Genomic DNA, 25,417 nt, shown 5'->3' on the forward strand with positions numbered 1-25,417 from the left:
TTACAGAAAGCTCGCCCGCACCCCGTCGATGACGAATTGCGCCGCGAGCGCCGCCAGCAGCACGCCCAGCAAACGAGTAATGACCGCTTCGATCCGCGCACCGAGCAGCTTCATCAGCGGTCCGGCCGCCAGCAATGCCGCCAGCGTCAGCGCGAGGATCGTGGCCAGCGCGCCGAGTACCACCGCCCGCGCGCTCCAGTCGCCGACCTGGCTCATCAGCAGCATGACCGAGGCGATCGACCCCGGTCCCGCGATCATCGGCATCGCCATCGGGAAGGTCGAGACGTCCTCTACCTCGGGCGTCTCGATGATCTTCTGGGCGCGGTCCTCGCGGCGCTGGGTGCGTTTTTCGAACACCATCTCCAGCGCGATCAGGAACAGCATGATGCCGCCGGCGATGCGGAAGCTGTCGAGGCTGATGCCCAGCGCCTTCAACAGCGCCTGTCCGAACAGCGCGAACACGACGAGGATGGCGGTGGCGATGCCGACCGCGCGGATCGCCATCGCGCGGCGCTGCACATCCGACGCACCGGTGGTGAGACCGGCATAGATCGGGGCGCAGCCCGGCGGATCGATCACCACGAAGAAGGTGATGAGCGACGAGACGAACAGCTCGATCACAGCGTCTTGTCGTCGAAAGCGATGCCTTCCCGGCGATGTGCCGCGACCAGCGTGTTGCGCAGCAGGCAGGCGATGGTCATCGGCCCGACGCCGCCGGGCACCGGGGTGATGGCACCGGCGACCTGCGAAGCGGAGGCGAAGTCGACATCGCCGACCAGGCCCCCATCGGTGCGGTTGATGCCGACGTCGATGACGGTCGCGCCGGGCTTGATCCACTCGCCCGGCACGAAGTTCGCCCGGCCCACCGCCGCCACGACGATGTCGGCGCGGCGGACATGGTCGGCAAGGTCGCGGGTACGCGAATGGGCGATGGTGACGGTGCAGCTCTCGGCGGTCAGCAGCGCCGCCATCGGCTTGCCCACGATGTTCGATCGACCGACGACGACCGCGTCCATCCCCGACAGGTCGCCCAGCACGTCGCGCAGCAGCAACAGGCAGCCATAGGGGGTGCACGGCACCATCCCCGGCAACCCGGTCGCCAGCCGTCCGGCATTGACCGGGTGGAAGCCGTCGACATCCTTGTCCGGATCGATCGTCAACAGCACGGCGTCGGTGTCGAGATGCCGGGGCAGCGGCAATTGCACGAGGATGCCGTCGACCGCCGGGTCGGCGTTCAGCCGTTCGACCAGCGCGATCAGCTCTTCCTGCGACACATCGGCGGACAGGCGGTGTTCGAAGCTGGCCATCCCCGCCTCGCGCGTCGCCTTGCCCTTCGACCGGACATAGACGGCGGACGCCGCATCCTCGCCCACCAGCACGACGGCGAGGCCGGCGGGACGGCCAGCCTTGGCCGCGAACGCGGCGGCATGGGTGGCGACACACGCGCGCAATTGGGCGGCGAAGGCTTTTCCGTCGATGATCCGGGCTGTCATGCCCGCGTGCATAAAGGGTGCGTCGAGGGTTCGCCACCCCCGGTTGCCACATTCGCGCGTCACCCCGGGCTTGACCCGGGGTCCCGCTTCTTCAGCCGACGATGGTTGTGGAAAGGTCGCGCCAGTCCGGATTGCCACGTTCGATCAGCTCGATTTTCCACTCGCGGTGCCAGCGTTTCATGCGCTTCTCCTGCGCGATGCAGGATAGGATGTCTTCGCCGCGTTCTGCCCACACCAGCCGGTCGAGACTGTACTTGGCGCAGTGAATCGAGCCGCCACCGGTTCGGTGCTGGTGGATGCGGGTCGGAAGGTCCGCCGTCACGCCGACATAGGTCGCACCGCGATAGCGGTCGGCCATGATGTACACCCAGCCGCCTTTCTCCTCTTTCGTCATTGTCGGAGAGAAGAAGAAGCGGGACCCCGGGTCAAGCCCGGGGTGACGGAGAGGCGCAAGCGATGCGCCTGTACGTCAAAATACGCCGCACCTGCGAAACGATTTCGCGTCACGCCGCGTTCATCGCCGCGATGCCGTACCAGGACCTCCCTCCCCCGCCCGCCGGCCTGCTCGATGATGCCGGCCTGTTCCTCGATTTCGACGGCACGCTGGTCGAACTGGCCGACAAGCCCGATGCCGTGGCGGTCGACGCCGCGCTCCATGCACTGCTGCGTCGCCTGCCCGAACGGCTGGACGGACGGGTCGCGATCGTCAGCGGGCGGTCGATCGCGCAGATCGACGGCTTTCTGGGCGACACGATCCGCAACTTCGCGGTCGTGGGCAGCCATGGCGCGGAAATCCGCCCCGCCGGGGGCGAGACCCTCCTGCCCGACCGTCCGGCCAGCCTTGCCGCGGCCGAGCGTGCCTTTACCGAACGCTTCGCCGACGATCCCCGGGTCGTGATCGAGAGTAAGACCCTGGGCGTCGCGATTCATTATCGCGGTGCGCCGGAGGTCGAACAGGAGGCACACGCGCTGGTCGACGCTTTCGCGCAGCGCGACGGGCTGACCGCGCAAGGCGGCAAGATGATGATCGAACTGCGCATGGCCGGCCATGACAAGGGCACCGCGATCGCGACCCTGTGCGAAGGCGCGCCCTTTGCCGGCCACGCGCCGGTCTTCGTCGGCGACGACCTGACCGACGAACCGGGCATGATGGTCGCCGCGCATCATGGCGGCGCGGGCATATTGATCGGACCGATGCGCGATACCGCCGCGGCGTATCGGCTGGACGACGTCGCCGCATTCCTCGACTGGCTGGAGACAAACGCATGACCGCGACGATGGACCTCTGGCCGATCGGGAACTGCCAGGTGTCGGCGCTGGTCGACCGCAATGGGCGCTTCGTCTGGGGCTGTCTGCCGCGCGTCGATGGCGATCCGGCCTTTTCCTCGCTGCTCGACGACCGGCGGCGCGGATCGGACGGCGCATTCGGTTTCTGGGAAATCGACCTCGACGGCTGTGTCGAGACCGAGCAGACCTATATCCGCAACACGCCGGTGCTGGTCACCCGCCATACCGATGCGGCGGGCAACGCGATCGAGGTGGTCGACTTCTGTCCCCGCTTCAAGCGGCACGACCGGATGTACCGCCCGGTCGCCTTTTGCCGGATTGTGCGCCCGCTGGCCGGGTCACCCCGCATCCGCGTCCGGCTGCGTCCGTCGGTCGACTGGGGCAGCGCGCCCGCCGAGCGGACGCGCGGATCGAACCATATCCGCTATCTGCTGGATCAGGAGGCGATCCGCCTGTCGACCAGCGCGCCGGTCGGCTGGATCGAGGACGAGCGGCTGTTCCGGGTCGAGCGCACGCTGCATTTCTTCCTGGGGCCGGACGAGAGCTTTTCCGACGAACTGCCCGCCTCGGTCGAGCGGATGCTGAAGAACACCATCGACGAATGGCGCCACTGGGTGCGCGGCCTCGCCACCCCGGTCGAATGGCAGCAGGCGGTGATCCGCAGCGCGATCACGCTGAAGCTGTGCCAGCATGAGGAAACCGGCGCGATCGTCGCCGCGCTGACCACCTCGATCCCCGAACATGCGAACTCGGGCCGCAACTGGGACTATCGCTACTGCTGGATCCGCGACGCCTATTATACGGTGCAGGCATTGAACCGCCTCGGCGCGCTCGACGTGCTGGAGGGGTATCTCGAATATCTGCGCAACATCGTCGACAATGCCGCCGACGGGCAGATCCAGCCGCTCTATGGCGTCGGCGGCGAAGCGACTTTGGTCGAGCGTGAGGCCGATGGGCTGGACGGCTATCGCGGCATGGGACCGGTGCGCGTCGGCAACCAGGCCTATGAGCAGGTCCAGCACGACGCCTATGGCCAGATCATCCTGTCGAACGCGCAGGGGTTTTTCGACCAGCGGCTGTTCCGGGTCGGCAAGCAGGCCGATTTCGAGGCGCTGGAGCCGATCGGCGAGCGGGCGTGGGCGGCGTATGACAAGCCCGACGCCGGCCTGTGGGAACTACGTACCAAGAGCCATGTCCACACGTACAGCGCCGCCATGTGCTGGGCGGCGTGCGACCGCCTCGCCAATGTCGCGGGTACGCTGGGGCTGACCGAACGGGAAACCTTCTGGCGCGACCGGGCGACCGCGATGCGGACCAAGATCGAGCGCGAGGCGTGGCGGCCGGAGACGAACCGCATGTCGGCGACCTTCGGCGGCGACGACCTCGACGCGAGCATCATCCAGCTGCTCGATCTCCGCTTCCTCGAACCCGACGATCCGCGCTTCCACGGCACGCTGGAGGCGGTGGAAAAGGGCCTGCGGCGCGGCAGTCATATGCTGCGCTATGCGATCGAGGATGATTTCGGCCTGCCGCATACCGCGTTCAACGTCTGCACCTTCTGGCTGATCGAGGCGCTGCACGCGACCGGCCGCGACGAGGATGCACGCGAACTGCTGGAGGAGATGCTGTCGCGCTGCACGCCGGCCGGGCTGTTGTCCGAGGATATCGACCCCGAAACCGGGGAACTCTGGGGGAATTACCCGCAAACCTACTCGCTGGTCGGCATGATCAATTCCGCCGTCCTGCTGAGCAAGTCATGGAATGTCGTGCGATGAGTCGCTTGATCGTCATCTCGAACCGGGTGCAGGCCCCGCAGCCGGGCACCGGCGGCGGCGCGCAGGGCGGGCTGGCCGTCGCGCTGAACGCCGCGCTGGCGGAGGAGGACGGCATCTGGTTCGGCTGGTCCGGGGATACCAGCGACAATCGCGAACTGCGGTTCCAGACCTATGGCGGCGTCACCAGCGCCGTGATGGATCTGAGCGAGCAGGACGTCGAGGAATATTATGACGGCTATGCCAACCGGACGCTGTGGCCGCTGTTCCACTATCGGCTGGACCTGACCGAGTTCGAGCGCGATTTCCAGGGCGGGTACGAACGCGTCAACCGCGTGTTCGGCGAACGGATCGGCCCGCATATCGAACCGGATGATCTGGTGTGGGTCCATGACTACCACATGATCCCGCTCGGCTGGGTGCTGCGCCAGCAGGGCGTGACCAACCGCATCGGGTTCTTCCTGCATATCCCGTGGCCGCCGCGCCGGCTGCTGACCGCGCTGCCCGACCATCGCCGCATGGTGGAGGCGCTGTTCGCCTATGACGTGGTGGGGTTCCAGAACGAGGAGTGGCTCGACAGCTTCTTCAACTATGTCCGCGAGGAGATGGGCGGGACGATCGACGGCAACAGCGTCACCGTCGGCGGGCGCACGATCTGCGCTATCAGCTGCCCGATCGGGATCGAGGCGAAGGACTTCATCGCCGGCGCCGCCGGGCCGGTGGCGCGCGCCGCGCAGCTCAACCAACTCGAAAGCGCGGTCGGGCGCAGCCTGATCGTGGGCGTCGACCGGCTGGATTACTCGAAGGGACTACCCGAACGCTTTTCGGGCTATGAACGTTTTCTGCAGAACCATCCCGACCGGCGGGCCTTGGTCTATCTGCTGCAAATCGCACCGCCGTCGCGCACCGCCGTGCAGACGTACCGCGACATCCGCAACACGCTGGAACAGATGTCGGGGCAGATCAACGGCGCCTATGCCGATACCGACTGGGTGCCGATCCGCTATGTGAACAAGGGCTATCCGCGCGAGGTGCTCGCCGGCATCTACCGCGCGGCGCGGATCGGGCTGGTGACGCCGCTTCGCGACGGCATGAACCTGGTGGCGAAGGAATATGTCGCGGCACAGGACCCGCGCGATCCCGGCGTGCTGATCCTGTCGCGCTTTGCCGGGGCGGCGCAGCAGCTGTCGGTGGGGGCGCTGATGGTGAACCCGTACAGCGCCGAGGACATCGCCGACGGCATCGACAAGGCGCTCCGGATGCCGCGCGCCGAGCGGATCGACCGGTGGCAGGCAATTATCGAGAATGTCGTCGACGAGGATGTGATCTGGTGGCGCAAGCGGTTCATCGATGCGCTGACGGCGGAGACGAACGCGGCCTGACTTGACCGTCATCTCGGGCTTGACCCGGGGTCCCGCTTCCTACCGCCGCCGGAAGAAGGAGCGGGACCCCGGATCGAGTCCGGGGTGACGGTGGGGGAGATGTTGCCCCCTTGTCCACCAACGTCACTTCAGCGCAGGCTGGGGTCGATAGCGGCTCCTGCCCTGCCCGATAACCGGGAGACGCCAGCCTGCGCCGGTGTGACGTCCAGGTGGCGCACGACGGTCCTCGCAGCGGAGCCGCCTCTTCCCGTCATCCCGGCGAAGGCCGGGATCCCAGGTTCCGCAAGTGCCGAAGCCGTCGGTCATGCGGCACGGTGGATCCCGGCCTTCGCCGGGATGACGGTATTGGGGAGGAAATGGCGTGGCCTCACCCCATCGTCGTTCCCGCGCAGGCGGGAATCCATAGACGCGACGCTCGCGGATCGAGCCGAAACGTCAGCGTATAGGGATTCCCGCCTGCGCAGGAATGACGACGGTTGGCGCGCGCGTTACGTCGTGGCGATCACGCCCCCTCCAGCAACCGCTCTCTGGCGATCTTCTCGCGCCACACCAGCGGGGCAAGGTGGTGGACGTTCTGCCCCTCGCTATCCACCGCGACGGTGACCGGGAAGTCCTGCACCTCGAACTCGTAGATCGCTTCCATGCCGAGGTCCGCGAAGCCGACGACCTTTGACCCCTTGATCGCGCGCGCAACCAGATAGGCCGCGCCGCCGACCGCCATGAGATAGGCCGACTTGGCCTCCGCGATCGCCCTGGTCGCATCCGCGCCGCGCTCGGCCTTGCCGACCATCGCCAGCAGCCCCTGGTCGAGCATCATGCGGGTGAACTTGTCCATGCGGGTGGCGGTGGTGGGGCCGGCCGGGCCGACCACTTCCTCGCCCACCGGATCGACCGGCCCGACATAATATATCACGCGGCCGCGGAAATCGACCGGCATTTCCTCGCCCCTGGCCAGCATGTCGGCGATCCGCTTGTGCGCGGCATCACGGCCGGTCAGCATCTTGCCGTTGAGCAACAGCCGGTCGCCATGCTTCCACGTCGCGACGACTTCGGGGGTCAAGTGATCGAGGTCGACGCGGATCGCCGCCTTGTCCGGCGTCCAGTTGACGTCGGGCCAGTCGGCGAGGTTCGGCTGTTCGAGATAGGCCGGGCCGCTGCCGTCCAGCGTGAAATGCGCGTGACGGGTCGCGGCGCAGTTCGGGATCATCGCGACGGGCTTCGACGCGGCGTGGGTTGGCCAGTCGAGAATCTTGACGTCCAGCACGGTCGACAGGCCGCCCAGCCCCTGCGCCCCGATGCCCAGCGCATTGACCTTGTCCATCAGTTCGATACGCAGCGCCTCGATATCGGTCTGCGCCCCCCGCTGCTTCAACTGGCCCATGTCGATCGGCGCCATCAGCGATTCCTTGGCGAGCAGCATCGCCTTTTCGGCGGTGCCGCCGATGCCGATGCCGATCATGCCCGGCGGGCACCAGCCGGCGCCCATCTGCGGCAACATCTCCAGCACCCAGTCGACGATCGAATCGCTGGGGTTCATCATCTTGAACTTGGACTTGTTTTCGCTGCCACCCCCCTTGGCCGCGACATCGACATGCACCTTGGTCCCCGGCACCATTTCGACGTGCAGCACCGACGGTGTATTGTCCTTCGTATTGCGACGCGTGAACGCCGGGTCGGCGAGGATCGACGCGCGCAGCTTGTTTTCCGGGTGGAGGTAGGCGCGGCGGACGCCTTCGTCGACGACCTCCTGCAACGACCGGTCGCTGTCGAGCCGGCAATCCTGCCCCCATTTTACGAACACAGTCACGATGCCGGTATCCTGGCAGATCGGGCGATGCCCCTCCGCACACATCCGGCTGTTGGTCAGGATTTGCGCGATCGCGTCCTTGGCGGCGGGCGATGTCTCGGCGGCATAGGCTTCGCCCAGTGCGCGGATATAGTCCATCGGGTGGTAATAGCTGATGAACTGCAGCGCGTCGGCGACGCTGTCGATCAGGTCGGTTTCGGTGATGGTGACGGTCATCGCGTAGTCCATGTCTGTCGAAAATCTTTCCCGTCCTACAGGGTCACGGTACGCCCACGCAAAGAATTCGTTCACTTGTGTGACGCTATCCTGCCGCCTGGATCACGCAGGGGAAGCATGGTGGCGAGCGGGGGGTTAAAGGCGGCATTGCGGTCGTTGGTCCAGGGGACCGACGATAGCGCACGCGCGCCGGCCGACCGCCTGATCCGCGAGGCCGAGAATCACAGCCCCAACTGGTTCTGGCAGACCGATCGCAACGGGCGCATCGCCTATCTGAGCGACAAGATCGTCGCGGTGTTCGCCGTGGCCGGCATCGATCCGATGGGCGCGCCGCTGATCGACGTGCTGCGCATCGCCGGCGGCGAAGCGACGCCCGACGACGCCGAACGCACCATCGCCTTCCACCTGTCGGCGCGCACCGCCTTCGCCAACTATGCCGTCGTCCCGGCGGCCTCTGGCCAGTCCGACCACAACTGGACCGTATCGGGCAGCCCGTTCACCGACCCTTATGGCCGGTTCGAAGGGTTCGTCGGCACCGGCACTGACATGGCAGCGGTCCAGCAGTCGGACGCGACGATCACCCGCCTTGCGCTGTTCGACAGCCTGACCGGCCTTGCCAACCGGCAACGGATGCGGATGTCGCTGGACCAGACGCTGGCGCAGCCGGGCTATGACGGGACCGCGCTGTTCCTGCTCGACCTCGACCGGTTCAAGGCGGTCAACGACACGATGGGCCATCCCGTCGGCGACGCGCTGTTGAAGCAGGTGGCGCAGCGGCTGCTGCGCACCGTCGGCGATGCCGGACTGGTCGGGCGGCTGGGCGGCGACGAATTCAAGGTCATCCTGCCGCGCATCGGCAGTCGCGCCGAAATGGTCACGCTGGCGCAGGCGATCATCACCGCCTTGTCGCAGCCCTATTTCCTGAACGGCGCGGCCGTGTCGATCGGCTGTTCGGTCGGTATCGCCGTGTCGCCCGATCATGGCGCCACCTCCGACGCGCTCGTCACCAACGCCGATCTGGCGCTGTATGCCGCCAAGGATGCCGGGCGCGGCGTCGCGCGGTTCTTCAACGACGCGATGCTCGACGGCGCACGGTCGCGGCGGCAGATGGAGGACGACCTGCGCCGCGCGCTGTCGCACGACCAGATGCGGATCGTGTATCAGCCCGTCGTGGCATTGGACGACAGCCGCATCGCCGGGTTCGAGGCGCTGCTGCGCTGGGACCATCCGACGCGCGGCACCCTGCTGCCCGCCGAGTTCCTGGGCATCGCGGAGGAATGCAAGCTGATCGAATCGATCGGCGAATGGGTCCTGCGGACCGCCTGTCACGATGCCGCCGCCTGGCCCGGCGACACGCGGCTGGCGGTCAATCTGTCGGGCGCGCAGTTCACCAATCCGGCCCTGCCCGCGATCATCGCCAATGCCGTCGCGCGGTCGGGCCTGCCGCCCGAACGGCTGGAACTGGACCTCGACGAAGACAGCGTGCTGCGCGACATACCCGCCGCGATCGGTACCTTCAGCGCGCTGCACGGCATCGGCGTACGCATCGCGCTCAACGACTTCGGCGCGGGCCAGGGATCGATGTCGTGCCTGCGCCGCGTGGCGTTCGACCGGATCAAGATCGACCGCTCGTTCGTGCGCGGGATCGGCGATCCGGAGGGGCGCAACGCCGCCGTCGTCCGCGCGATCACGACGATGGCCGAGACGCTGGGCATCGACACCACTGCCAAGGGCGTGGAATATCACGACGAACTGTCCGCGCTGCGCGACCTTGGCTGCGGCAACGTGCAGGGCTTCGTCTATGGCGAGCCGGTCGACACGGCGGAGGCCGCGGCGCGGTTGCTGGCGGAGGGCGGCGCGCTGACCCCGCGCGGTCCCAAGGCGCCCCGCTTGCCCCGCACCCGGATGCTGCGCTCGACCACGATCGAGGTGAACGGTGCGCGGCGATCGGCGCGCATCCGTGACCTTTCCGCCAATGGCGCCTTGATCGACCTGGTCGATTTCGACGAAAGCGCGATCGGCACGACGCTGCGCATCGACATCGGCGGCGGCCAGTGGACGGCGGCGACGCTGCGCTGGGCCGAGGATGGCCGCGCCGGACTGCATTTCGACCTGCCGATCGTCGTCGAACGCCGCGTCACCATCCGCCGTAGCACGGCACGCGGCGCGGGTGAGTAAAGCCGCCGGCCCCGCTTGATCGGGCGCGCCGCCCCCGGTAGCGCTTGCCCCATGACCACGCAGTCCCTGCCCGCCACCGAAGACGATGCCCGCACCGAACTGGCGGCGCTGGCCGAACGCATCGCGCAGGCCGACACCGCCTATCATGGCGACGACGCGCCGGAGATGAGCGACGCGGACTATGACGCGCTGGTCGCCCGCAACCGCGCGATCGAGGCCGCTTTCCCCGCGCTGGTCCGTAGCGACTCCCCCTCGCTGCGCGTCGGCGCGGCACCGGCGGGCCATCTGGCCAAGGTCGCCCATGCCCGGCCGATGCTTAGCCTAAACAACGCCTTTGCCGATGACGATGTGGCGGAGTTCGTGGCGAGCGTCCGCCGTTTCCTGCGCCTGTCCGACGACGAAGCCGTGGCGCTGACCGCCGAGCCGAAGATCGACGGCCTGTCCTGCTCGCTGCGCTACGAAGGGCGCACGCTGGTCCGCGCACTGACCCGGGGCGACGGCGCGGTGGGCGAGGATGTGACCGCCAATGTCGCGACCATCGCCGACATTCCCCAGACGCTGCCCGCCGCTGCCCCCGACGTGTTCGAGGTACGCGGCGAAGTATATATGGCGAAGGCGGATTTCGCCGGTCTCAACGCCCGGCTGCTCGCCGACGCGGTCGATCCGGCGAAGGCGCGCCAGTTTGCCAACCCGCGCAACGCCGCCGCCGGATCGCTGCGGCAGAAGGACGCCACCGTCACTGCGTCGCGTCCGCTCAAGTTCCTGGCGCATGGGTGGGGCGAGGTTGCCGCCCTCCCCGCCGACACGCAAGGCGGGGTCGTCGCGGCGCTGAAGGACTGGGGCTTTCCGATCGCCGATGCCTTTCAGCGGTGCGAAGGTGCTGCGGAAGCGCTCGCCGTCTATCGCGCGATCGAGGGCAGCCGCGCCGACCTGCCCTATGACATCGACGGCGTCGTCTATAAGCTCGACCGGCTCGACTGGCAGGAGCGGCTGGGGTTCGTCGGCCGCGCCCCGCGCTGGGCGATCGCGCACAAGTTTCCGGCGGAACGCGCGCAGACGACCCTTAAAGCCATCGACATCCAGGTCGGCCGCACCGGCGCGCTGACCCCGGTCGCGCGGCTGGAGCCGGTGACCGTCGGCGGCGTCGTCGTCACCAACGCCACGCTGCACAATGCCGATGAGATTGAGCGGCTGGGCGTGCGCCCCGGCGACCGCGTCGTCGTGCAGCGCGCTGGCGACGTCATCCCGCAGATCGTCGACAACCTGACCCGCGACGAACCGCGCGACCCCTGGGCGTTCCCGACCGAATGTCCCGAATGCGGCTCGCTTGCCGAACGCGGCGAGGGCGAAGTGGTCGTGCGCTGCACCGGCGGCCTCGTCTGTCCGGCGCAGCGGGTCGAGCGGCTGATCCATTTCGTCTCGCGCCACGCCTATGACATCGCCGGGCTGGGGCTGGTCCGGGTCGAGGATTTCTTCCGCGATCACCTGATCGCCTCGCCTGCTGACATTTTTCGCCTGCACACCCACCGCGAGGCCTTGGTCAAGCGTGAGCGCATGTCCGAGCTGGTGGTCGACAAGCTGCTCTCCGCGATCGACGCGCGGCGCGAGATCGGCCTCGACCGCTTCCTCTTCGCCCTCGGCATCCGCCATGTCGGCGAAGTCACCGCGCGCGACCTCGCGCGGCGCTATGGCACGATCGAGGCGTTTCTGGAGATGATCGAGCGCGCGCTCGTCGTGCGCGCCGAAACGGTGCCGGCGATCGGCGAGAATGATCGCAAGTTCGTCCTGCGCCGCGGTCGCGCGCTGGTGGCGGCGGTCGAAACGGCCGGCATCGGTCCCGAGGTCGCCGACGCGCTGCTCGCCTTCTTCGCCGAGGAGCATAACCGCGCGGTGGTCGACGACCTGTTGCGCGAGGTCACCCCTCTGCCCGTGGAACACAAGGCGGTCGCCTCCGAACTGACCGGCAAGACCGTGGTCTTCACCGGCAAGCTCGAAACGCTCAGCCGCGACGAGGCGAAGGCGCAGGCGGACGCGCTGGGTGCGCGGGTCGCAGGATCGGTATCGAAGAAGACCGACCTGGTCGTGGTCGGCGCCGATGCCGGATCGAAGCGGGCGAAGGCGGAGGAACTGGGCATCCGCGTAATCGACGAAGCGGCTTGGGCGGAAATCGTATCCGCTGCAACAACGTGACGTTTTTGCAACGCACGGAAAGAGACTGAGTCCCCCGCTTCCGGATGTCGCAAAATAGAAATATGGCGCGTTCATTGGCGCCGGGACGGTGAAGCGCACCGCCTGAACCAGCGTACTCGAGTCGCGCCAGAACCTTGCGATTCAAAGGGGACTTATGAACACCAAGCTCTATGCCGGCGTGGCCTTTGCCGCGTTCATCCTGCCTGCCTCGGCCTTTGCGCAGTCGACCGCATCGTCGGAAATCGACGACGCCGAAATCGTCGTCACCGGATCGGCCCAGCGTGACGTCGGTGGCATCGAAGTCCCCAACCAGCCCAAAGCAAAGGTGACGCTCGATTCCGAGATCATCCAGCGCCAGCGCGCCGGCCAGACGGTCAACGAAATCATCAACCTGGTCCCCGGCGTCAGCAACCTGTCGAACGACCCCTATGGTTCGGGCGGCGGCGGTTTCCGTATCCGTGGTTTCGACTCGTCGCGCATTTCGCAGACGCAGGACGGCATCCCGCTGAACGACACCGGCAACTATGCCATTTACACCAACCAGCAGCAGGATTCGGAAACGCTGGAATCGGTGACGGTCAACCTGGGCGCGACCGACGTCGACAGCCCGACCGCATCGGCCGTCGGCGGCACCGTCAACATCCGTACCCGTCGCCCCGGCAACGAACTGGGCGCGATGATGTCGGCATCGCTGGGCGATTTCAACTATAACCGCGTGTTCGGCATGATCGACACCGGCGACATCACCGGCAAGGGCACGACCGCGTTCGTGTCGGGTTCGTGGACGACCTACGACAACCCGTTCAACAACTACGGCAAGATCCGCAAGCAGCAGTTCAACGCCCGCCTGTATCAGGAACTCGGCGCGGACGGCGACTTCCTCTCGATTGCCGGCAACTACAACGAGAACCGCAACAACTTCTTCGGCTCGGCCCCGTTGCGCGACGATTCCAACCGTGCCCCGGGCACCGGTTCGGGCAACCGCTTCCCGCGCACGATCGCCGAAGCGACTTACAACATCAACTACCCCTGCACCGGCACCTCGGTAGTGACCCCGGTTCGCGGCACCGCGCAGGCGGCTGCGACTTGCGGCACCGAATTCGACCGTCGCTACAACCCGTCGAACACTGGCAACATCCGCGGCAACTCGCGCTTCACGCTGACTGACGGCCTCGTCCTGACGATCGATCCGAGCTTCCAGTACGTCAAGGCGAATGGCGGCGGCACCATCACCGGCCGCGAACAGCAGCGCACCATCAGCGGCCAGAACTATACCGGCTTTTCGGGCAACAACTATTATTTCGGTACCGACCTGAACGGTGACGGCGACACGCTCGACGCAGTTACCCTATTGTCTCCCAGCCAGACGCAGACCCGTCGCTACATCCTGATCGCCAACCTGATCTACGACATCAACGAAGATCAGACCGTCCGCCTCGCCTATACTTATGACCGCGGCAACCACCGTCAGACCGGTGAAGTCGGCGGCGTCTTTTCGAACGGCGAACCCTTCGACGTTTTCCCGGTCAACAATCCGATCCTCGACCTGAACGGCAACGTCATCCAGAAGCGTGACCGCCGGTCGGTCGCTTTGCTGAACCAGGTTTCGGGTCAGTATCGCGGTTCGTTCTTCGCCGATGCGCTGGTCCTCGACCTCGGCGTGCGTGCGCCGTTCTTCAAGCGCGAGCTGGACCAGAACTGCTTCACCACCTCGGCGGGCGGTTTCGTCGACTGCATCCCCTTCCTCCGTCAGGCGGATTATGCGGCACAGAACCCGACCTTCACCCGTCCGCAGCAGCGCGAATACAACTACAGCGCGGTGCTGCCGAACGTCGGCTTCACATACAATCTGACGCCGCAGGCGAGCATCTTCGCCAGCTATGCGAAGGGTCTGTCGGTTCCGGGTACGGACGTGCTGTACAACGCGTTCTTCTATGCCCCCGGCCGTCCGGGCGCGGAGCCGAAGCCGGAACGCACTGACAGCTTCGACGCCGGCGTTCGCTATCGCTCGTCGCAGGTGCAGGCACAGATCGGCGCATTCTACACGACGTTCGAAAACCGGATCGCGACCGCGTTCGACGCCGAACTGGGTGAGAGCGTTTCGCGCAACATCGGCGAAGTGACCCGCTGGGGCGTTGATGGCAGCGTGTCGTACAGCCCGATCCGTGAGATCACCGCCTATGTCTACGGTTCGTACCTGAACTCGGAGATCAAGGACGATCTGCTCGGCGGCAATTGCAGCGCCACTCTGATCAGCCAGCGCGCCTATGGTTGCACGGCCACCACGCAGCAGTATTTCTTCCCGACCGGCGGCAAGCAGGAATCGGGCGTCTCCGAATATATGTTCGGCGGCCGGCTGCAGGCGAACCTCGGCCCGCTGGAAGCAGGCGTGCAGTACAAGCGCACCGGCCCGCGCTACATCAACGACAGCAACCTGCCGCTGGTGACGCGTACGGTCGCCAACAACATCGTGACCACGACGGAACTGTACCCGGCCAAGACGCCCGCGTTCGACATCCTCGATGCCGATGCCCGCTTCTCGCTGGCGCAGTTCGGTCTCAACAAGACCTTCTTCCAGGTCAACGTAACCAACATCCTGAACAGCTTCTACATCGGCTATGTCAGCGGTCAGACCAACGACACCTCGGTGCCGTTCGTCCAGATCGGCGTGCCGCGCACGGTCAGCGGCTCGCTGGTGTTCAGCTTCTAACGCGATACCAAGATCACCGACACGAACCGCCGTCCCGGCAACGGGGCGGCGGTTTTCGTTTGGGGCTGCATTGCGCTAGAGCGACTTTTGCCAACCCGCCCCCGCCCCGCTATGACCGCTTGCGGGGGCACAAGACGACTGACGGAGCGCATGACGCCGAAGCCCGCCATTTTCTCGCGCCCCTTCTTCGAACAGAAGAACCGCGCCTTCTGGCTGCTGCAGGCGGCCGGCTGGACGGGCTATCTGCTACTGCGATCGGTGTCGACCGTGGCCAGCGCGGCGTCGCTGAAGAATGTGCTGGGCAATATCGTCGAGGTGATCGTCGGCTATTGCCTGACGCTGCTGATGAGCGTGCTGTACGGCTATTACCGCTCGTTGCCGCGCGTGCCGGCGATCTTCCTGACCATGTGCACCCTGTCGGCGGCGACCTTTGCCTATTCGCTGATCGACGCGTTCGTCTTCACCTTCATCCGCAACGTGTCGCCCGATGTCAGCCTGTCGCTGGTGCTGGGCACGCTGTTCCTGAACTTCACCGTGCTGACCGGCTGGTCGGCGCTGTATTTCGGGATCAATTTCTACCTGGTGGTCGAACAGCAGGTCGACGAGATGCGGATGCTGGAGATGCAGGCGTCGTCGGCGCAGCTCGCCATGCTGCGCTATCAGCTGAACCCGCATTTTCTGTTCAACACGCTCAATTCGATCTCGACCCTCGTGCTGCTGAAACAGACCGAGAAGGCGAATGTGATGCTCAGCCGGCTATCGTCGTTCCTGCGCTATACGCTGGCGAACGAACCAACCGCGCACGTCACGCTGGAGCAGGAGGTTGAAACGCTCAAACTCTATCTCGATATCGAAAAGATGCGGTTCGAAGATCGCCTGCGCACCTGTTTCGACATCGACGCCCGCGTCGCGCACGCGCGGCTGCCCTCGCTGCTGCTGCAACCTTTGGTCGAAAACGCGATCAAATATGCCGTCACGCCGCAGGAGGACGGGGCCGATATCGCGATCACCGCTCGACTGGCCGGGGATCGGGTGCAGATCGCCGTGTCCGATACCGGCCCCGGCTTGATCGACGGGCCGAAGCGGCCGACGCTGTCCACCGGTGTCGGCATACAGAATATCCGGGACCGGCTGGCACAGGCATATGGCCCCGACCATCGTTTCGAAACCCGCGGCGGAAACGACGGCGGGTTCGTGGTCGAGATCGAACTGCCGTACCAGACGCAAGACGTTACCAAAGAGGCTGCATGACCATCCGAACCATTCTTGTCGACGACGAATCGTTGGCGATCCAGGGCCTCGAACTACGCCTGGCGGCACATGAGGATGTCGAGATCATCGACAAGTGCCAGAATGGTCGCGAGGCGATCCGCGCGATCAAGACCCACAAGCCCGACCTCGTCTTCCTCGACATCCAAATGCCCGGCTTCGACGGTTTTTCGGTCGTACAGGGGCTGATGGAAGTCGAACCGCCGCTGGTCGTGTTCGTCACCGCCTATAGCGACCACGCGATCCGCGCGTTCGAGGCGCAGGCAGTCGATTATCTGATGAAACCGGTCGAGGAATCCCGCCTCGCCGACACGCTCGACCGCGTGCGCCAGCGCCTGTCCGAAAAGCGGGGCCAAGCCGAGGTCGAGAAGCTGAAGGAAGTACTGGCCGAGGTTGCCCCGGACACGGCGGCGGAGATGGAGGCGGCCGATGGCGCCGGCGACGATGCGGTCGGCGCGAACCGGTTCGAAAAGCTCATCAACATCAAGGATCGCGGCCAGATCTTCCGCGTCGATGTCGACACGATCGAGATGATCGAGGCGGCGGGCGATTACATGGTCATCAACACCGGCGACAATTCGCTGGTGCTGCGCGAGACGATGAAGGACCTCGAAAAGCGGCTCGACCCGCGCCGGTTCCAGCGCGTGCACCGCTCGACCATCGTCAATCTCGACCTGGTCAAGCAGGTGAAGCCGCACACCAACGGCGAATGTTTCCTGATCCTCGAATCGGGTTCGCAGGTGAAAGTCAGCCGCTCGTACCGCGACGTGGTGGCGCGCTTCGTCCACTGATGACCGGGATTACCGTCGCGGCCCTGTACCGCTTTACGACGATTGCCGATCCGCACTGTGTGCGCGACACGCTGGAGGGCGTGCTGGCGGGTGCCGGCATTCGCGGCACGCTGCTGATCGCGTCGGAGGGGGTCAACGGCACCATCGCCGGCAGCGCGGAGGGGATCGCCACCGCGCTGGCCGCGATCCGCGCACTGCCGGGCTGCGAAGACCTGACGCCGAAGTTCAGCACGGCGGCGACCATGCCGTTCCACCGGCTGAAGGTGCGGGTGAAGCGGGAAATCGTGACGATGGGCGTGCCCGGCACCGACCCGACCGCGATCGTCGGCACCTATGTCGCGCCAGCCGGCTGGAACGCGCTGATCGCCGATCCGGAGACGGTCGTGATCGACACCCGCAATGCCTATGAGGTGAAGGTCGGCACCTTCGCCGGTGCGGTCGATCCGGGTACCGACAGCTTTCGCGACTTTCCCGACTGGTTCCGCGCCAACCGGACCGAGTTGCTGGCGGGAAAGTCGAAGGTCGCGATGTTCTGCACCGGCGGCATACGTTGCGAGAAATCGACTGCGTTCCTGAAGGGCGAAGGCATCGAGGCCGTCTATCACCTCGATGGCGGCATCCTGAAATATCTGGAGGAGGTGCCGGAGCAAGCCAGCGCATGGCAGGGCGAATGCTTCGTCTTCGACGAACGAGTCGCGGTCGGCCACGGTCTTGAACAAGGCACGCACGGCCTGTGCCGTGGCTGCCGGATGCCGGTCAGCCCGGAGGACCGCGCCTCCCCGCTGTTCGAGGAAGGCGTGCAATGCCCCGCCTGCGCCGGCACCCGCGATGCCGCCACGCTGGCGGCCAAGGCGGAACGGCATCGGCAGGTGATGCTGGCGGCGCAGCGCGGCGAACAGCATGTCGGCGCGCGGATGGACAGGGACGACCAGTGATCGACCGGGCTTGGCTGCGTAAGCAGCTGATACCCGATGGTTCGGTACGCCACATCGTCGCAGAGGAGCCGGATGGCGAGGACTGGCAACGGCTCTGGACGGCCTTACGTCGGCACGATCTCCAACCCTTCTATATCTCAGGAGGAAACCGGGCACGGATGCCGCCGGCGATAGGTCCGGTCTTTGTCGCAGCGCCGGAAGCGTCCCAGACCGTATTGTTCGAATGGCGCGGGGTGCCGGTTACATTCAGTGTCTACGGCGGAACCGCAGCGGACTTCACCGTCGATCCGCCCGGCACCGATCACGACGTCGCCATCATCGACCTGCTCGGCTGGCTGGGCGACCTGCTGCATCGACCGGTAACGCTGATCCACGAGAATCAGCCTGCCTATGCGATCCTGAGCTATGACCCGGCGGACGGGCGCTATGCCCATCCGCCGTGGCCGTGACGGCGCTTACTCCGCCTCTTCGCCCTTGGCGTCTTCGTCCACCGGAGCATCCTCACCCTCGCCCGGCGTCTGGAAATAGGCTTCGACCGGGCCGGACAGCTTGATGGTCAGCGGCTGGCCCTTGCGGTCGACCTTCTTGCCGAGCGCGACGCGGATCCAGCCTTCGGAAATCGAATATTCCTCGACATCGTTGCGTTCGGCGCCCTTGAAGCGGATGCCGATGCCGCGCTCCAGCGTCGGCTGGTCGAAATGCGGGCTGCGCGGATTGATCGAGAGGCGATCGGGGGGCGTATCAGTCATGGGCGCGGCCCATGCCGCAAAACGCCCCCGCCGCCAAGCGGAAAGGGCAGACGATCACTCCCCCGCCCCGTCGCATCAGTTACAGACCCGGACGCGCACCGACCGGTCATAATAGGGATCGTAGCGCCGCTCGACCCAGCACCGCTGATAATCATTGTAGCGATAGGCGTAATAACCGTCGTTCGGGTAATAGCCGCGCTGACGATAATAGCGGTCGTCATAGTCATAGGCATAGCCACGGTCGCGGTAATAGCGGTCACGATAGCGGCGGTCATTGGCGCTCGACACCAGCGCCGCGCCGATCGCCAGGCCGGCGATCCCGGCGACGACGGCGGCACCGCCATTGTCGCGCCCACGATGCCAGCCGCGATCATAGCCCCGGTCCCAGCCATAGCCGCGACGCCACTGCGCATCGGCGGGCGCAGCGGCGGTGAGCGCGGTCGCCGCCAGCGACAGCCCCAGGCCCGCCTTGGTCAGCAAGGTCTTCATGTCAATCTCCTCAACATGCGTGGGGGTGTGGTGCCCCTTGTCACGTCGACGCATCTGCGCCGATGATCGATTCCCTACAGCCGGCCGACTGAACGCACGCGGAACCGGGCATTCACCGGCGGTTTATCCAGGGAGAACATGCGCATGGCGAACTGGCTGCTCAAGTCCGAACCCGACAGCTATGGGTGGGACGATCTGGTGCGCGATGGCGGCACCGAATGGGACGGCGTGCGCAACCATGTCGCCGCGAAGCATCTGCGCGCCATGGCGGAGGGCGACCGCGCGCTCTTCTATCATTCGGGCAAGGACAAGGCGGCGGTCGGCGTGGCACGGATCGCCCGCGCGGCCCGGCCGGACGGCGAAGACGGCTGGGTGTCGGTGCGGGTCGAACCCGACCATCCCCTGCCCCGTGCCGTAACGCTGGCGGCGATGAAGAGGGAGGATGCGCTGAAAGACATGGCGATGCTGCGCCAGTCGCGGCTGTCGGTGTCGCCGGTCAGCGATGCGGAGTGGGCGGTGGTGATGCGGCTGGCGGGGGAGTAGGCACCTTCCCCTCTCCCGTTCGGTTCGAGCAGCTTCGCGCGTAGTCGAGAAGCGTCCGTCGAGAACGGGTTGCCCCAAACTGGGCGTTCTCGACTATCGCTTCTCGACAGGCTCGAAGCTGCTCGAACCCAACGGCGCGTATAGAATGTCCAACCGTTCGTCCTGAGTAGCCACTGAGCTTGTCGAAGCGGCGTATCGAAGGACCGCCACGGGTGCTTCGATACGAGCCTTCGACTTCGGTGCGCAGCACCGAAGCCTGCCCTGAGCGCCTGCCGCAGGCAGGCAGTCGAAGGGCTCAGTCTCTACTCAGCACGAACGGATTGGCAGAACCTCTACGCCCCCTCCACCCGCGCCAGCCGGGGTGAAAGCAGATGCACCAGCAGCAACGCCACGAAATAGGCCGACCCGGCCACGAAGAACAACGGCGCATAGCTGCCGATGCCATCGAGCACATAGCCGGCATATTTCGCCATCAACATGCCGCCCACCGCACCGACCGTCCCGCCGATGCCGACGACCGAGCCCACCGCCGCGCGCGGGAACAGGTCGGACGGCAGCGTGTAAAGGTTGGCCGAAAACGCCTGATGCGCCGCCGTGGCGATGCCGATCACCAGCACCGCGACCCACAGATTGTCGATCGACTGGGCGAACAACACCGGCAGGACCGCGACCGCGCACACGAACATCGTCGCCTTGCGCGCGAAATTGACCGTCCGCCCGCTGGCGATCAGCCGCGACGACAGCCACCCGCCCGCCACGCTGCCCAGATCGGACAACAGATAGATCGCGACCAGCGGCGGGCCGAAGCTGAGCAGATCGAGGTCGTAGCGGTCGCCCAGATAGCCCGGCAGCCAGAACAGAAAGAACCACCAGATCGGATCGATGCAGAACTTGCCCAGCGCATAGGCCCAGGTTTCCCGCTTGGTCACCAGCCGCCGCCACGCGATCGGCTGCACCGGATCGGCCGGGTCCTGTTCAATCCATGCCAGTTCACCGCTCGACACGTTCCGATGCTCGCGCGGGCTGCGGTAGAAGGCGAGCCACGCGACGAGCCACAACAGGCTGACCACCCCGGTCACGACGAACGCCATGCGCCAGCCATAGGCGACGGTCAGCACCGGCACCGCCAGTGGGGTGATGATCGCCCCGACATTGGCCCCGGCGTTGAACACGCCGATGGCAAAGGCGCGCTCCTTGGCCGGGAACCATTCGGTCACCGCCTTGATGCCCGCCGGGAAATTGCCCGCCTCGCCCAGGCCCAGCCCGAACCGCGCCATCGCGAACTGGGTGACGCCATAGGCACCGCCATGGGCGATATGCGCGATCTGCCAGATGACGAAAGCGACGGCATAGCCCATGCGCGCGCCGATCACGTCGACGATCCGCCCGAACCCGATATAGCCGATGGCATAGGCCATCTGGAAAAAGAAGATGACGTTGGCGAAGTCGGTTTCGGTCCAGCCGAGATCCTTCGACAGCGTGGGTTTCAGCACCCCGATCATCTGCCGGTCGACATAGTTGATGACCGTCGCCATGAACAACAGCGCGACGATCCCCCAGCGATAGCGACCCGCGCGTGCCACCGCGCGTTCGATGCCGTCAACCTGCTCCGTCATTCCACGCCTCCGCTTGCATCCTCTGCGGATCGACCCTTCGGATGGGGCCGATTCCGCGTTGTTCGTTGTGGGCGATTGCCTCGCCTGATCGAAAAGAAAGCCGTTCGTGCCGAGTAGAGGCTGAGCTTGTCGAAGACCCGTATCAAAGCATCCTTTGCGGTCCTTCGATACGCTGTTTCGACAGCTACTCAGGACAAACGATCTGGCCGGTCAGGCAGCATCTTCCCGTTCGCCCCCGGCCGCCACGATACCGCACGCGACCTGCAACACGCCGAAATCAGCCTCGAACCGCTGGCCCGGCCGGATTTGGTGCACGCCGGTCACCGCGCCCGACGATACCCATGTCCCCGGCTCCAGCGTCCGTCCGCGCGCGGCGAGGCAGTCGACCAGGAACGCGACCGCCCCGATCGGCCCGTCGAGCATCGTCCGCGCAGTGGCGCTACCGACGACCGCGTCGTCGATGCACGATTCCACCGGCCAGTCGAGAAAGCCCAGTTCGCGCCAGCCGGGTACTTCCGCCCCGATCAACAGCCCGTAATTATTGCCGAAATCGCTGATCGTCACCAGCGGCCCGTCGGCGTTGATCCCGGCATAGGGCGAGCTGGCGATCTCTACGCCGATATGCACCGCATCGACCAGGTCCAGCGCCGCTTCGAGCGACAGGCCGGTACGGCCCGGCTGGGGGCTGCGACCGATCCGCACGCAATATTCCGCCTCCGCCGCGGCGAAGCCATCGGCGATGACCGCCATCTGCGCGGTGCCCGCCCCAAAGACCTGATCGGCAAAGATCGGTCCGGCCAGCCGGTTGGCGCCGAGCGCGCTATCCAGCGGCGCGTTGATCCGTCCGACCTTCCACCCGGCAATGCCGCGCCCGTCGATCGCGATCGCGCGGTCCTGAATCGCATAGGCATCGGCGAGCGTCATGGGCGCATCGCCCGGATAGGGCGACAGTCCCGCCGCCTGCCGCCGCGCCGCCACGAACGCCTGTGCGATCCGATCGCGATTACCCATGCCCCGGCCTCTCCCTATTCTGCGATCAGCGTATAGGAAACCGGTGTCACACGCAAGGCGATCAATTCGTCCCATCGGGACATTGGCGGATCGCCCCGGTCAAGCTATCGAACGGATATGAAAAGGACCGGCCAGCCGACCATCAACGACGTCGCCCGCTTGGCCGGCGTCTCCAAGAAGACGGTCAGCCGGGTCATCAACCAGTCGCCGCTGCTGAATGGGGAGACGCGGGACAAGGTGCAGGCGGTAATCGCCGAGCTTGGCTACATCCCCAATCCGCAGGCGCGCGCGCTGGCATTGCGGCGCAACTTCCTGATCGCGCTGATCCACGACAATCCCAATGCCCAGATGGTATTGCGGGTGCAGCAGGGTTTGCTGGAGGTGCTGCGCGACACCGAATTCGAGCTGCTCGTTCATCCGGTCGATCGCGGCGCGCCCGACATGCGCGACGAAATCCGCCGCTTCCTCGAACGACAGCGACCCTATGGCGTCATGCTGCTGCCGCCGATCTCGGAAAACGACGCGTTGGCGGCGCTGTGCGCGCAGATCGGCTGCCGTTATGTCCGCATGGGGTCTGCGGCGTTCGACGATCCGGGGCATATGGTATCGTCGAACGACCGGGAGGCGGTGCGCGGCGCGATCGACCATCTCTTTGCCGCCGGCCATCGCCGCATCTGCATGATCGCCGGCCCGCATGGCTTCCGATCGGCGTTCGAGCGGCAACAGGGCTATGAGGAGGCGATGGAGGCCGCCGGACTGGGTGTGCAGCGTACCTGGATCGCGCAGGGGGACTATACGTTCGAATCGGGGATGCGCGCCGCCGAACGGCTGCTCGACCTGTCGCCGCGCCCGACCGCGATCTTTTCCTCCAACGACGAAATGGCGGCGGGGGCGCTGCACATCGCCCGGCAGCGCGGGCTGGACGTGCCGGAAAACCTGTCGATCGTCGGGTTCGACGACACCTCGATCGCGTCGCACCTCTGGCCGCCGCTCACCACCGTCCGCTGGCCGATCGCGACCATGGCCCGCGCCGCCGCGCTGAAGCTGATCGGCGAAGACGACGACGAACCGGACGCGGACGCGCCGGAGGCCGAGGCGACGCTGTTCGTTTCCACCCTGATCCGCCGTGCATCGGTCGCCAAGCCGCAGACGTGACTTGCGGCGGCTGATGACACCGATTACCTTGGCCCGAAAGATAATAACGCCAATACTGCCATTCATGCTGAGTAGGGGCTGAGCGAAGTCGAAGACCCGTATCGAAGCACCTGTCCAAGTCCTTCGATACGCCATTTCGACTTCGCTCAATGGCTACTCAGGACGAACGTTATGGTTTCGGTCAGGAGAGACTGCATGACCCTGTCGATCGCCCGTCGCGACCTGATCGCCGGCGCCGCTGCACTGACCCTGCTGCGCCCGGCATACGCCGCCGGCGCGGACCCGGTGGTCACCGCTCCCGCGGGAAGCTGGCGGGGCACGACGCAAGGTGGCGTGCAGGTCTTTCGCGGCATCCGCTACGGCGTCGACCCGACCCGCTTTCGATTTCAACCGGTTACGGCACCCGCCCCCGTTCGCGACACGCTGGACGCGACCGCATTCGCCCCCTCCTGCCCGCAACGTGCCGACATCGGCGTCGAGTCCGAGGACTGCCTGTTTCTCAACATCTGGACTCCGGATGCCCGCGCGCACGCCAATCGCCCGGTCATGGTCTATTTCCATGGCGGCGCGTACATGAACGGCACGGTGGTCGATCCGCTGGTACATGGACACCAACTGGCGGCGGACGGCGATGTCGTCGTGGTGACGGTCAACCACCGGCTGAACGCGCTGGGGTATCTCTATCTCGCCCGGCTCGACCCGCGCTTTCCCGACAGCGGCAATGTCGGGCAGCGCGACCTGCTGCTCGCCCTGCGCTGGATCAGAACCAACATCGCGCAGTTCGGCGGCGATCCCGGCCGGGTCATGTTGTTCGGCCAGTCGGGCGGCGGCGCGAAGATCGCGACGTTGCTGGCGATGCCCGACGCTGCCGGACTGTTCCACGCCGCCGCGACGATGAGCGGGCAACAGGTCACCGCCTCCGGCCCGCTGAACGCCACCCGCCGCGCACGGGCGCTCCTCTCCCGCCTGAAGGCGACCCCGGCCGAAGCCGCGACCCTGCCCGTCGAACGGCTGATCGACGCGCTGTCGGCCGAGGACCCCATCCTCGGCGGCGGAGTCTATATGGGGCCAGTGCTCGACATGCGGTCGCTCCAGCGGCACCCGTTCTGGCCCGATGCCCATCCGCTCGGTCGCAACATTCCGCTGATCCTGGGCAATACGCGGGAGGAAACCCGTGCCTTCATCGCGCCCCAGCCCGACCTGAACTGGACCAATCTCGCAGCCCGCATCGCCCCGCAACTTCGCGTCGATGCGCACCCTGAATGGCTCGTCGCACAGTATCGCGCCCGGTTCCCGGCGATGACCCCGGCCGACATCCTGTACCGCGCGACCACCGCCGGGCGCAGCTGGCCGGGACAGGTGATCGAGGCGGAGGCACGCGCCGCCGCCGGCACCCCCGCCTGGGTCTATCAGCTCGATTACGGATCGCCGGTGCGGCCGGGCGGCGGCGCGGCGCATACCGACGATATTCCGCTGGTGTTCGGGACGCTCGATGCCGCCGGGTCGATGAGCGGCACCGGCCCCGCCGCCCGTGCGGTTTCCGCAGGGATGATGGCGGCGTTCACGTCCCTCGCCCGCAACGGTCATCCGGGTCGCGACTGGCCGCGCCACACCCTGCCCGACCGCGCGACGATGGTGTTCGACACCACCAGCCGGGTGGTGAACGATCCCCGCCGCTGGGAGCGCGAGCTGTTCGCCCGCTTTCCGTACATCCAGCCGGGGACGTGAGGCTACTCGCCGTGACTTGAACGCCATCCCGGCGAAGGCTAGGACCGATCGACCTTCACCGACTTATCGTCACCCCGGACTTGTTCCTTGGTCCAC

Annotated in this window: 21 protein-coding genes; 13 read left to right on the top strand and 8 right to left on the bottom strand. The window is 66.2% G+C overall.

Going from position 1 to position 25,417, the window contains the following annotated elements; translation table 11 throughout:
* The 3 genes from ASE83_RS12010 to ASE83_RS12020 form a co-directional block, all read right to left on the bottom strand.
* Positions 1–621 carry a MarC family protein gene (locus tag ASE83_RS12010; RefSeq protein WP_055790098.1) on the bottom strand — a complete coding sequence of 207 codons (621 nt, stop codon included), beginning with the start codon at positions 619–621 and terminating at the stop codon, positions 1–3.
* A complete protein-coding gene (folD, locus tag ASE83_RS12015) occupies positions 618–1,493 on the bottom strand; it encodes a bifunctional methylenetetrahydrofolate dehydrogenase/methenyltetrahydrofolate cyclohydrolase FolD (RefSeq protein ID WP_055790101.1) in 876 nt (291 codons plus the stop codon). Before folD ends, ASE83_RS12010 begins: the two co-directional genes overlap by 4 nt.
* A 91-nt stretch (positions 1,494–1,584) precedes the next feature.
* Positions 1,585–1,887, bottom strand: coding sequence for a GIY-YIG nuclease family protein (locus ASE83_RS12020; RefSeq protein ID WP_055790105.1), 303 nt, complete (start codon positions 1,885–1,887; stop codon positions 1,585–1,587).
* Between the two features lie 62 nt (positions 1,888–1,949).
* Between ASE83_RS12020 and otsB the strand changes: the two genes are divergently transcribed.
* The 3 genes from otsB to ASE83_RS12035 are packed head-to-tail and all read left to right on the top strand — an operon-like array spanning position 1,950 to position 5,934.
* Positions 1,950–2,762, top strand: a complete 813-nt coding sequence (gene otsB / locus ASE83_RS12025) for a trehalose-phosphatase (RefSeq protein ID WP_327196418.1) — start codon at positions 1,950–1,952, stop codon at positions 2,760–2,762.
* Complete coding sequence (locus ASE83_RS12030; RefSeq protein ID WP_055790109.1) at positions 2,759–4,555, top strand: glycoside hydrolase family 15 protein; 1,797 nt, start codon at positions 2,759–2,761, stop codon at positions 4,553–4,555. Before otsB ends, ASE83_RS12030 begins: the two co-directional genes overlap by 4 nt.
* Positions 4,552–5,934 (top strand): alpha,alpha-trehalose-phosphate synthase (UDP-forming), encoded by a 1,383-nt coding sequence (locus ASE83_RS12035; protein ID WP_055790111.1) that lies wholly within the window; start codon positions 4,552–4,554, stop codon positions 5,932–5,934. Before ASE83_RS12030 ends, ASE83_RS12035 begins: the two co-directional genes overlap by 4 nt.
* 502 nt (positions 5,935–6,436) lie before the next feature.
* Here the strand turns inward: ASE83_RS12035 and ASE83_RS12040 are convergent.
* On the bottom strand, positions 6,437–7,957 hold the full coding sequence (locus ASE83_RS12040) for a fumarate hydratase (RefSeq protein WP_055790306.1): 1,521 nt from the start codon (positions 7,955–7,957) through the stop codon (positions 6,437–6,439).
* A gap of 147 nt (positions 7,958–8,104) precedes the next feature.
* Between ASE83_RS12040 and ASE83_RS12045 the strand changes: the two genes are divergently transcribed.
* The 7 genes from ASE83_RS12045 to ASE83_RS18540 all read left to right on the top strand — a co-directional run bounded on the left by ASE83_RS12045 (position 8,105) and on the right by ASE83_RS18540 (position 18,479).
* The gene (locus ASE83_RS12045; RefSeq protein WP_055790116.1) at positions 8,105–10,135 is read left to right on the top strand and encodes an EAL domain-containing protein; all 2,031 of its coding nucleotides are present in this window, start codon (positions 8,105–8,107) and stop codon (positions 10,133–10,135) included.
* Positions 10,136–10,186: 51 nt separating this feature from the next.
* Positions 10,187–12,325 (top strand): NAD-dependent DNA ligase LigA, encoded by a 2,139-nt coding sequence (gene ligA / locus ASE83_RS12050; RefSeq protein WP_055790119.1) that lies wholly within the window; start codon positions 10,187–10,189, stop codon positions 12,323–12,325.
* A gap of 154 nt (positions 12,326–12,479) precedes the next feature.
* Positions 12,480–15,035, top strand: a complete 2,556-nt coding sequence (locus ASE83_RS12055) for a TonB-dependent receptor (RefSeq protein ID WP_055790121.1) — start codon at positions 12,480–12,482, stop codon at positions 15,033–15,035.
* A gap of 150 nt (positions 15,036–15,185) precedes the next feature.
* Positions 15,186–16,286, top strand: coding sequence for a sensor histidine kinase (locus ASE83_RS12060; protein ID WP_055790124.1), 1,101 nt, complete (start codon positions 15,186–15,188; stop codon positions 16,284–16,286).
* Entirely contained in the window at positions 16,283–17,095 is an 813-nt protein-coding gene (locus ASE83_RS12065; protein ID WP_055790127.1) for a LytR/AlgR family response regulator transcription factor, read from the top strand. The genes ASE83_RS12060 and ASE83_RS12065 overlap by 4 nt, the downstream gene beginning before the upstream one ends.
* Complete coding sequence (gene trhO, locus ASE83_RS12070) at positions 17,095–18,030, top strand: oxygen-dependent tRNA uridine(34) hydroxylase TrhO (protein ID WP_055790130.1); 936 nt, start codon at positions 17,095–17,097, stop codon at positions 18,028–18,030. The genes ASE83_RS12065 and trhO overlap by 1 nt, the downstream gene beginning before the upstream one ends.
* Positions 18,027–18,479 carry a hypothetical protein gene (locus tag ASE83_RS18540; RefSeq protein WP_156353073.1) on the top strand — a complete coding sequence of 151 codons (453 nt, stop codon included), beginning with the start codon at positions 18,027–18,029 and terminating at the stop codon, positions 18,477–18,479. Before trhO ends, ASE83_RS18540 begins: the two co-directional genes overlap by 4 nt.
* A 6-nt stretch (positions 18,480–18,485) precedes the next feature.
* Here ASE83_RS18540 and ASE83_RS12080 read toward each other — a convergent pair whose 3' ends face one another.
* Both ASE83_RS12080 and ASE83_RS12085 read right to left on the bottom strand, forming a co-directional pair.
* A complete protein-coding gene (locus ASE83_RS12080) occupies positions 18,486–18,779 on the bottom strand; it encodes a DUF3297 family protein (protein WP_055790136.1) in 294 nt (97 codons plus the stop codon).
* A 75-nt stretch (positions 18,780–18,854) separates the two neighbouring features.
* Entirely contained in the window at positions 18,855–19,268 is a 414-nt protein-coding gene (locus tag ASE83_RS12085; protein ID WP_055790139.1) for a hypothetical protein, read from the bottom strand.
* A 144-nt stretch (positions 19,269–19,412) separates the two neighbouring features.
* Here ASE83_RS12085 and ASE83_RS12090 point away from each other — a divergent pair, with 144 nt between their 5' ends.
* Entirely contained in the window at positions 19,413–19,811 is a 399-nt protein-coding gene (locus ASE83_RS12090) for an EVE domain-containing protein (protein ID WP_055790142.1), read from the top strand.
* A 332-nt stretch (positions 19,812–20,143) separates the two neighbouring features.
* Here the strand turns inward: ASE83_RS12090 and ASE83_RS12095 are convergent, their stop codons facing one another.
* Positions 20,144–21,427 (bottom strand): MFS transporter, encoded by a 1,284-nt coding sequence (locus ASE83_RS12095; protein ID WP_055790144.1) that lies wholly within the window; start codon positions 21,425–21,427, stop codon positions 20,144–20,146.
* A gap of 210 nt (positions 21,428–21,637) precedes the next feature.
* Positions 21,638–22,438 (bottom strand): 2-keto-4-pentenoate hydratase, encoded by an 801-nt coding sequence (locus ASE83_RS12100; protein WP_055790147.1) that lies wholly within the window; start codon positions 22,436–22,438, stop codon positions 21,638–21,640.
* A gap of 117 nt (positions 22,439–22,555) precedes the next feature.
* On the opposite strand from ASE83_RS12100, the gene ASE83_RS12105 reads away from it, so the two are divergent.
* Both ASE83_RS12105 and ASE83_RS12110 read left to right on the top strand, forming a co-directional pair.
* The gene (locus ASE83_RS12105) at positions 22,556–23,593 is read left to right on the top strand and encodes a LacI family DNA-binding transcriptional regulator (RefSeq protein ID WP_055790150.1); all 1,038 of its coding nucleotides are present in this window, start codon (positions 22,556–22,558) and stop codon (positions 23,591–23,593) included.
* A 195-nt stretch (positions 23,594–23,788) separates the two neighbouring features.
* Complete coding sequence (locus ASE83_RS12110; protein ID WP_055790153.1) at positions 23,789–25,321, top strand: carboxylesterase/lipase family protein; 1,533 nt, start codon at positions 23,789–23,791, stop codon at positions 25,319–25,321.
* Positions 25,322–25,417 lie beyond the last annotated feature (96 nt).

The organism is Sphingomonas sp. Leaf32, assembly GCF_001421765.1.
Taxonomy (GTDB): Bacteria; Pseudomonadota; Alphaproteobacteria; order Sphingomonadales; family Sphingomonadaceae; genus Sphingomonas.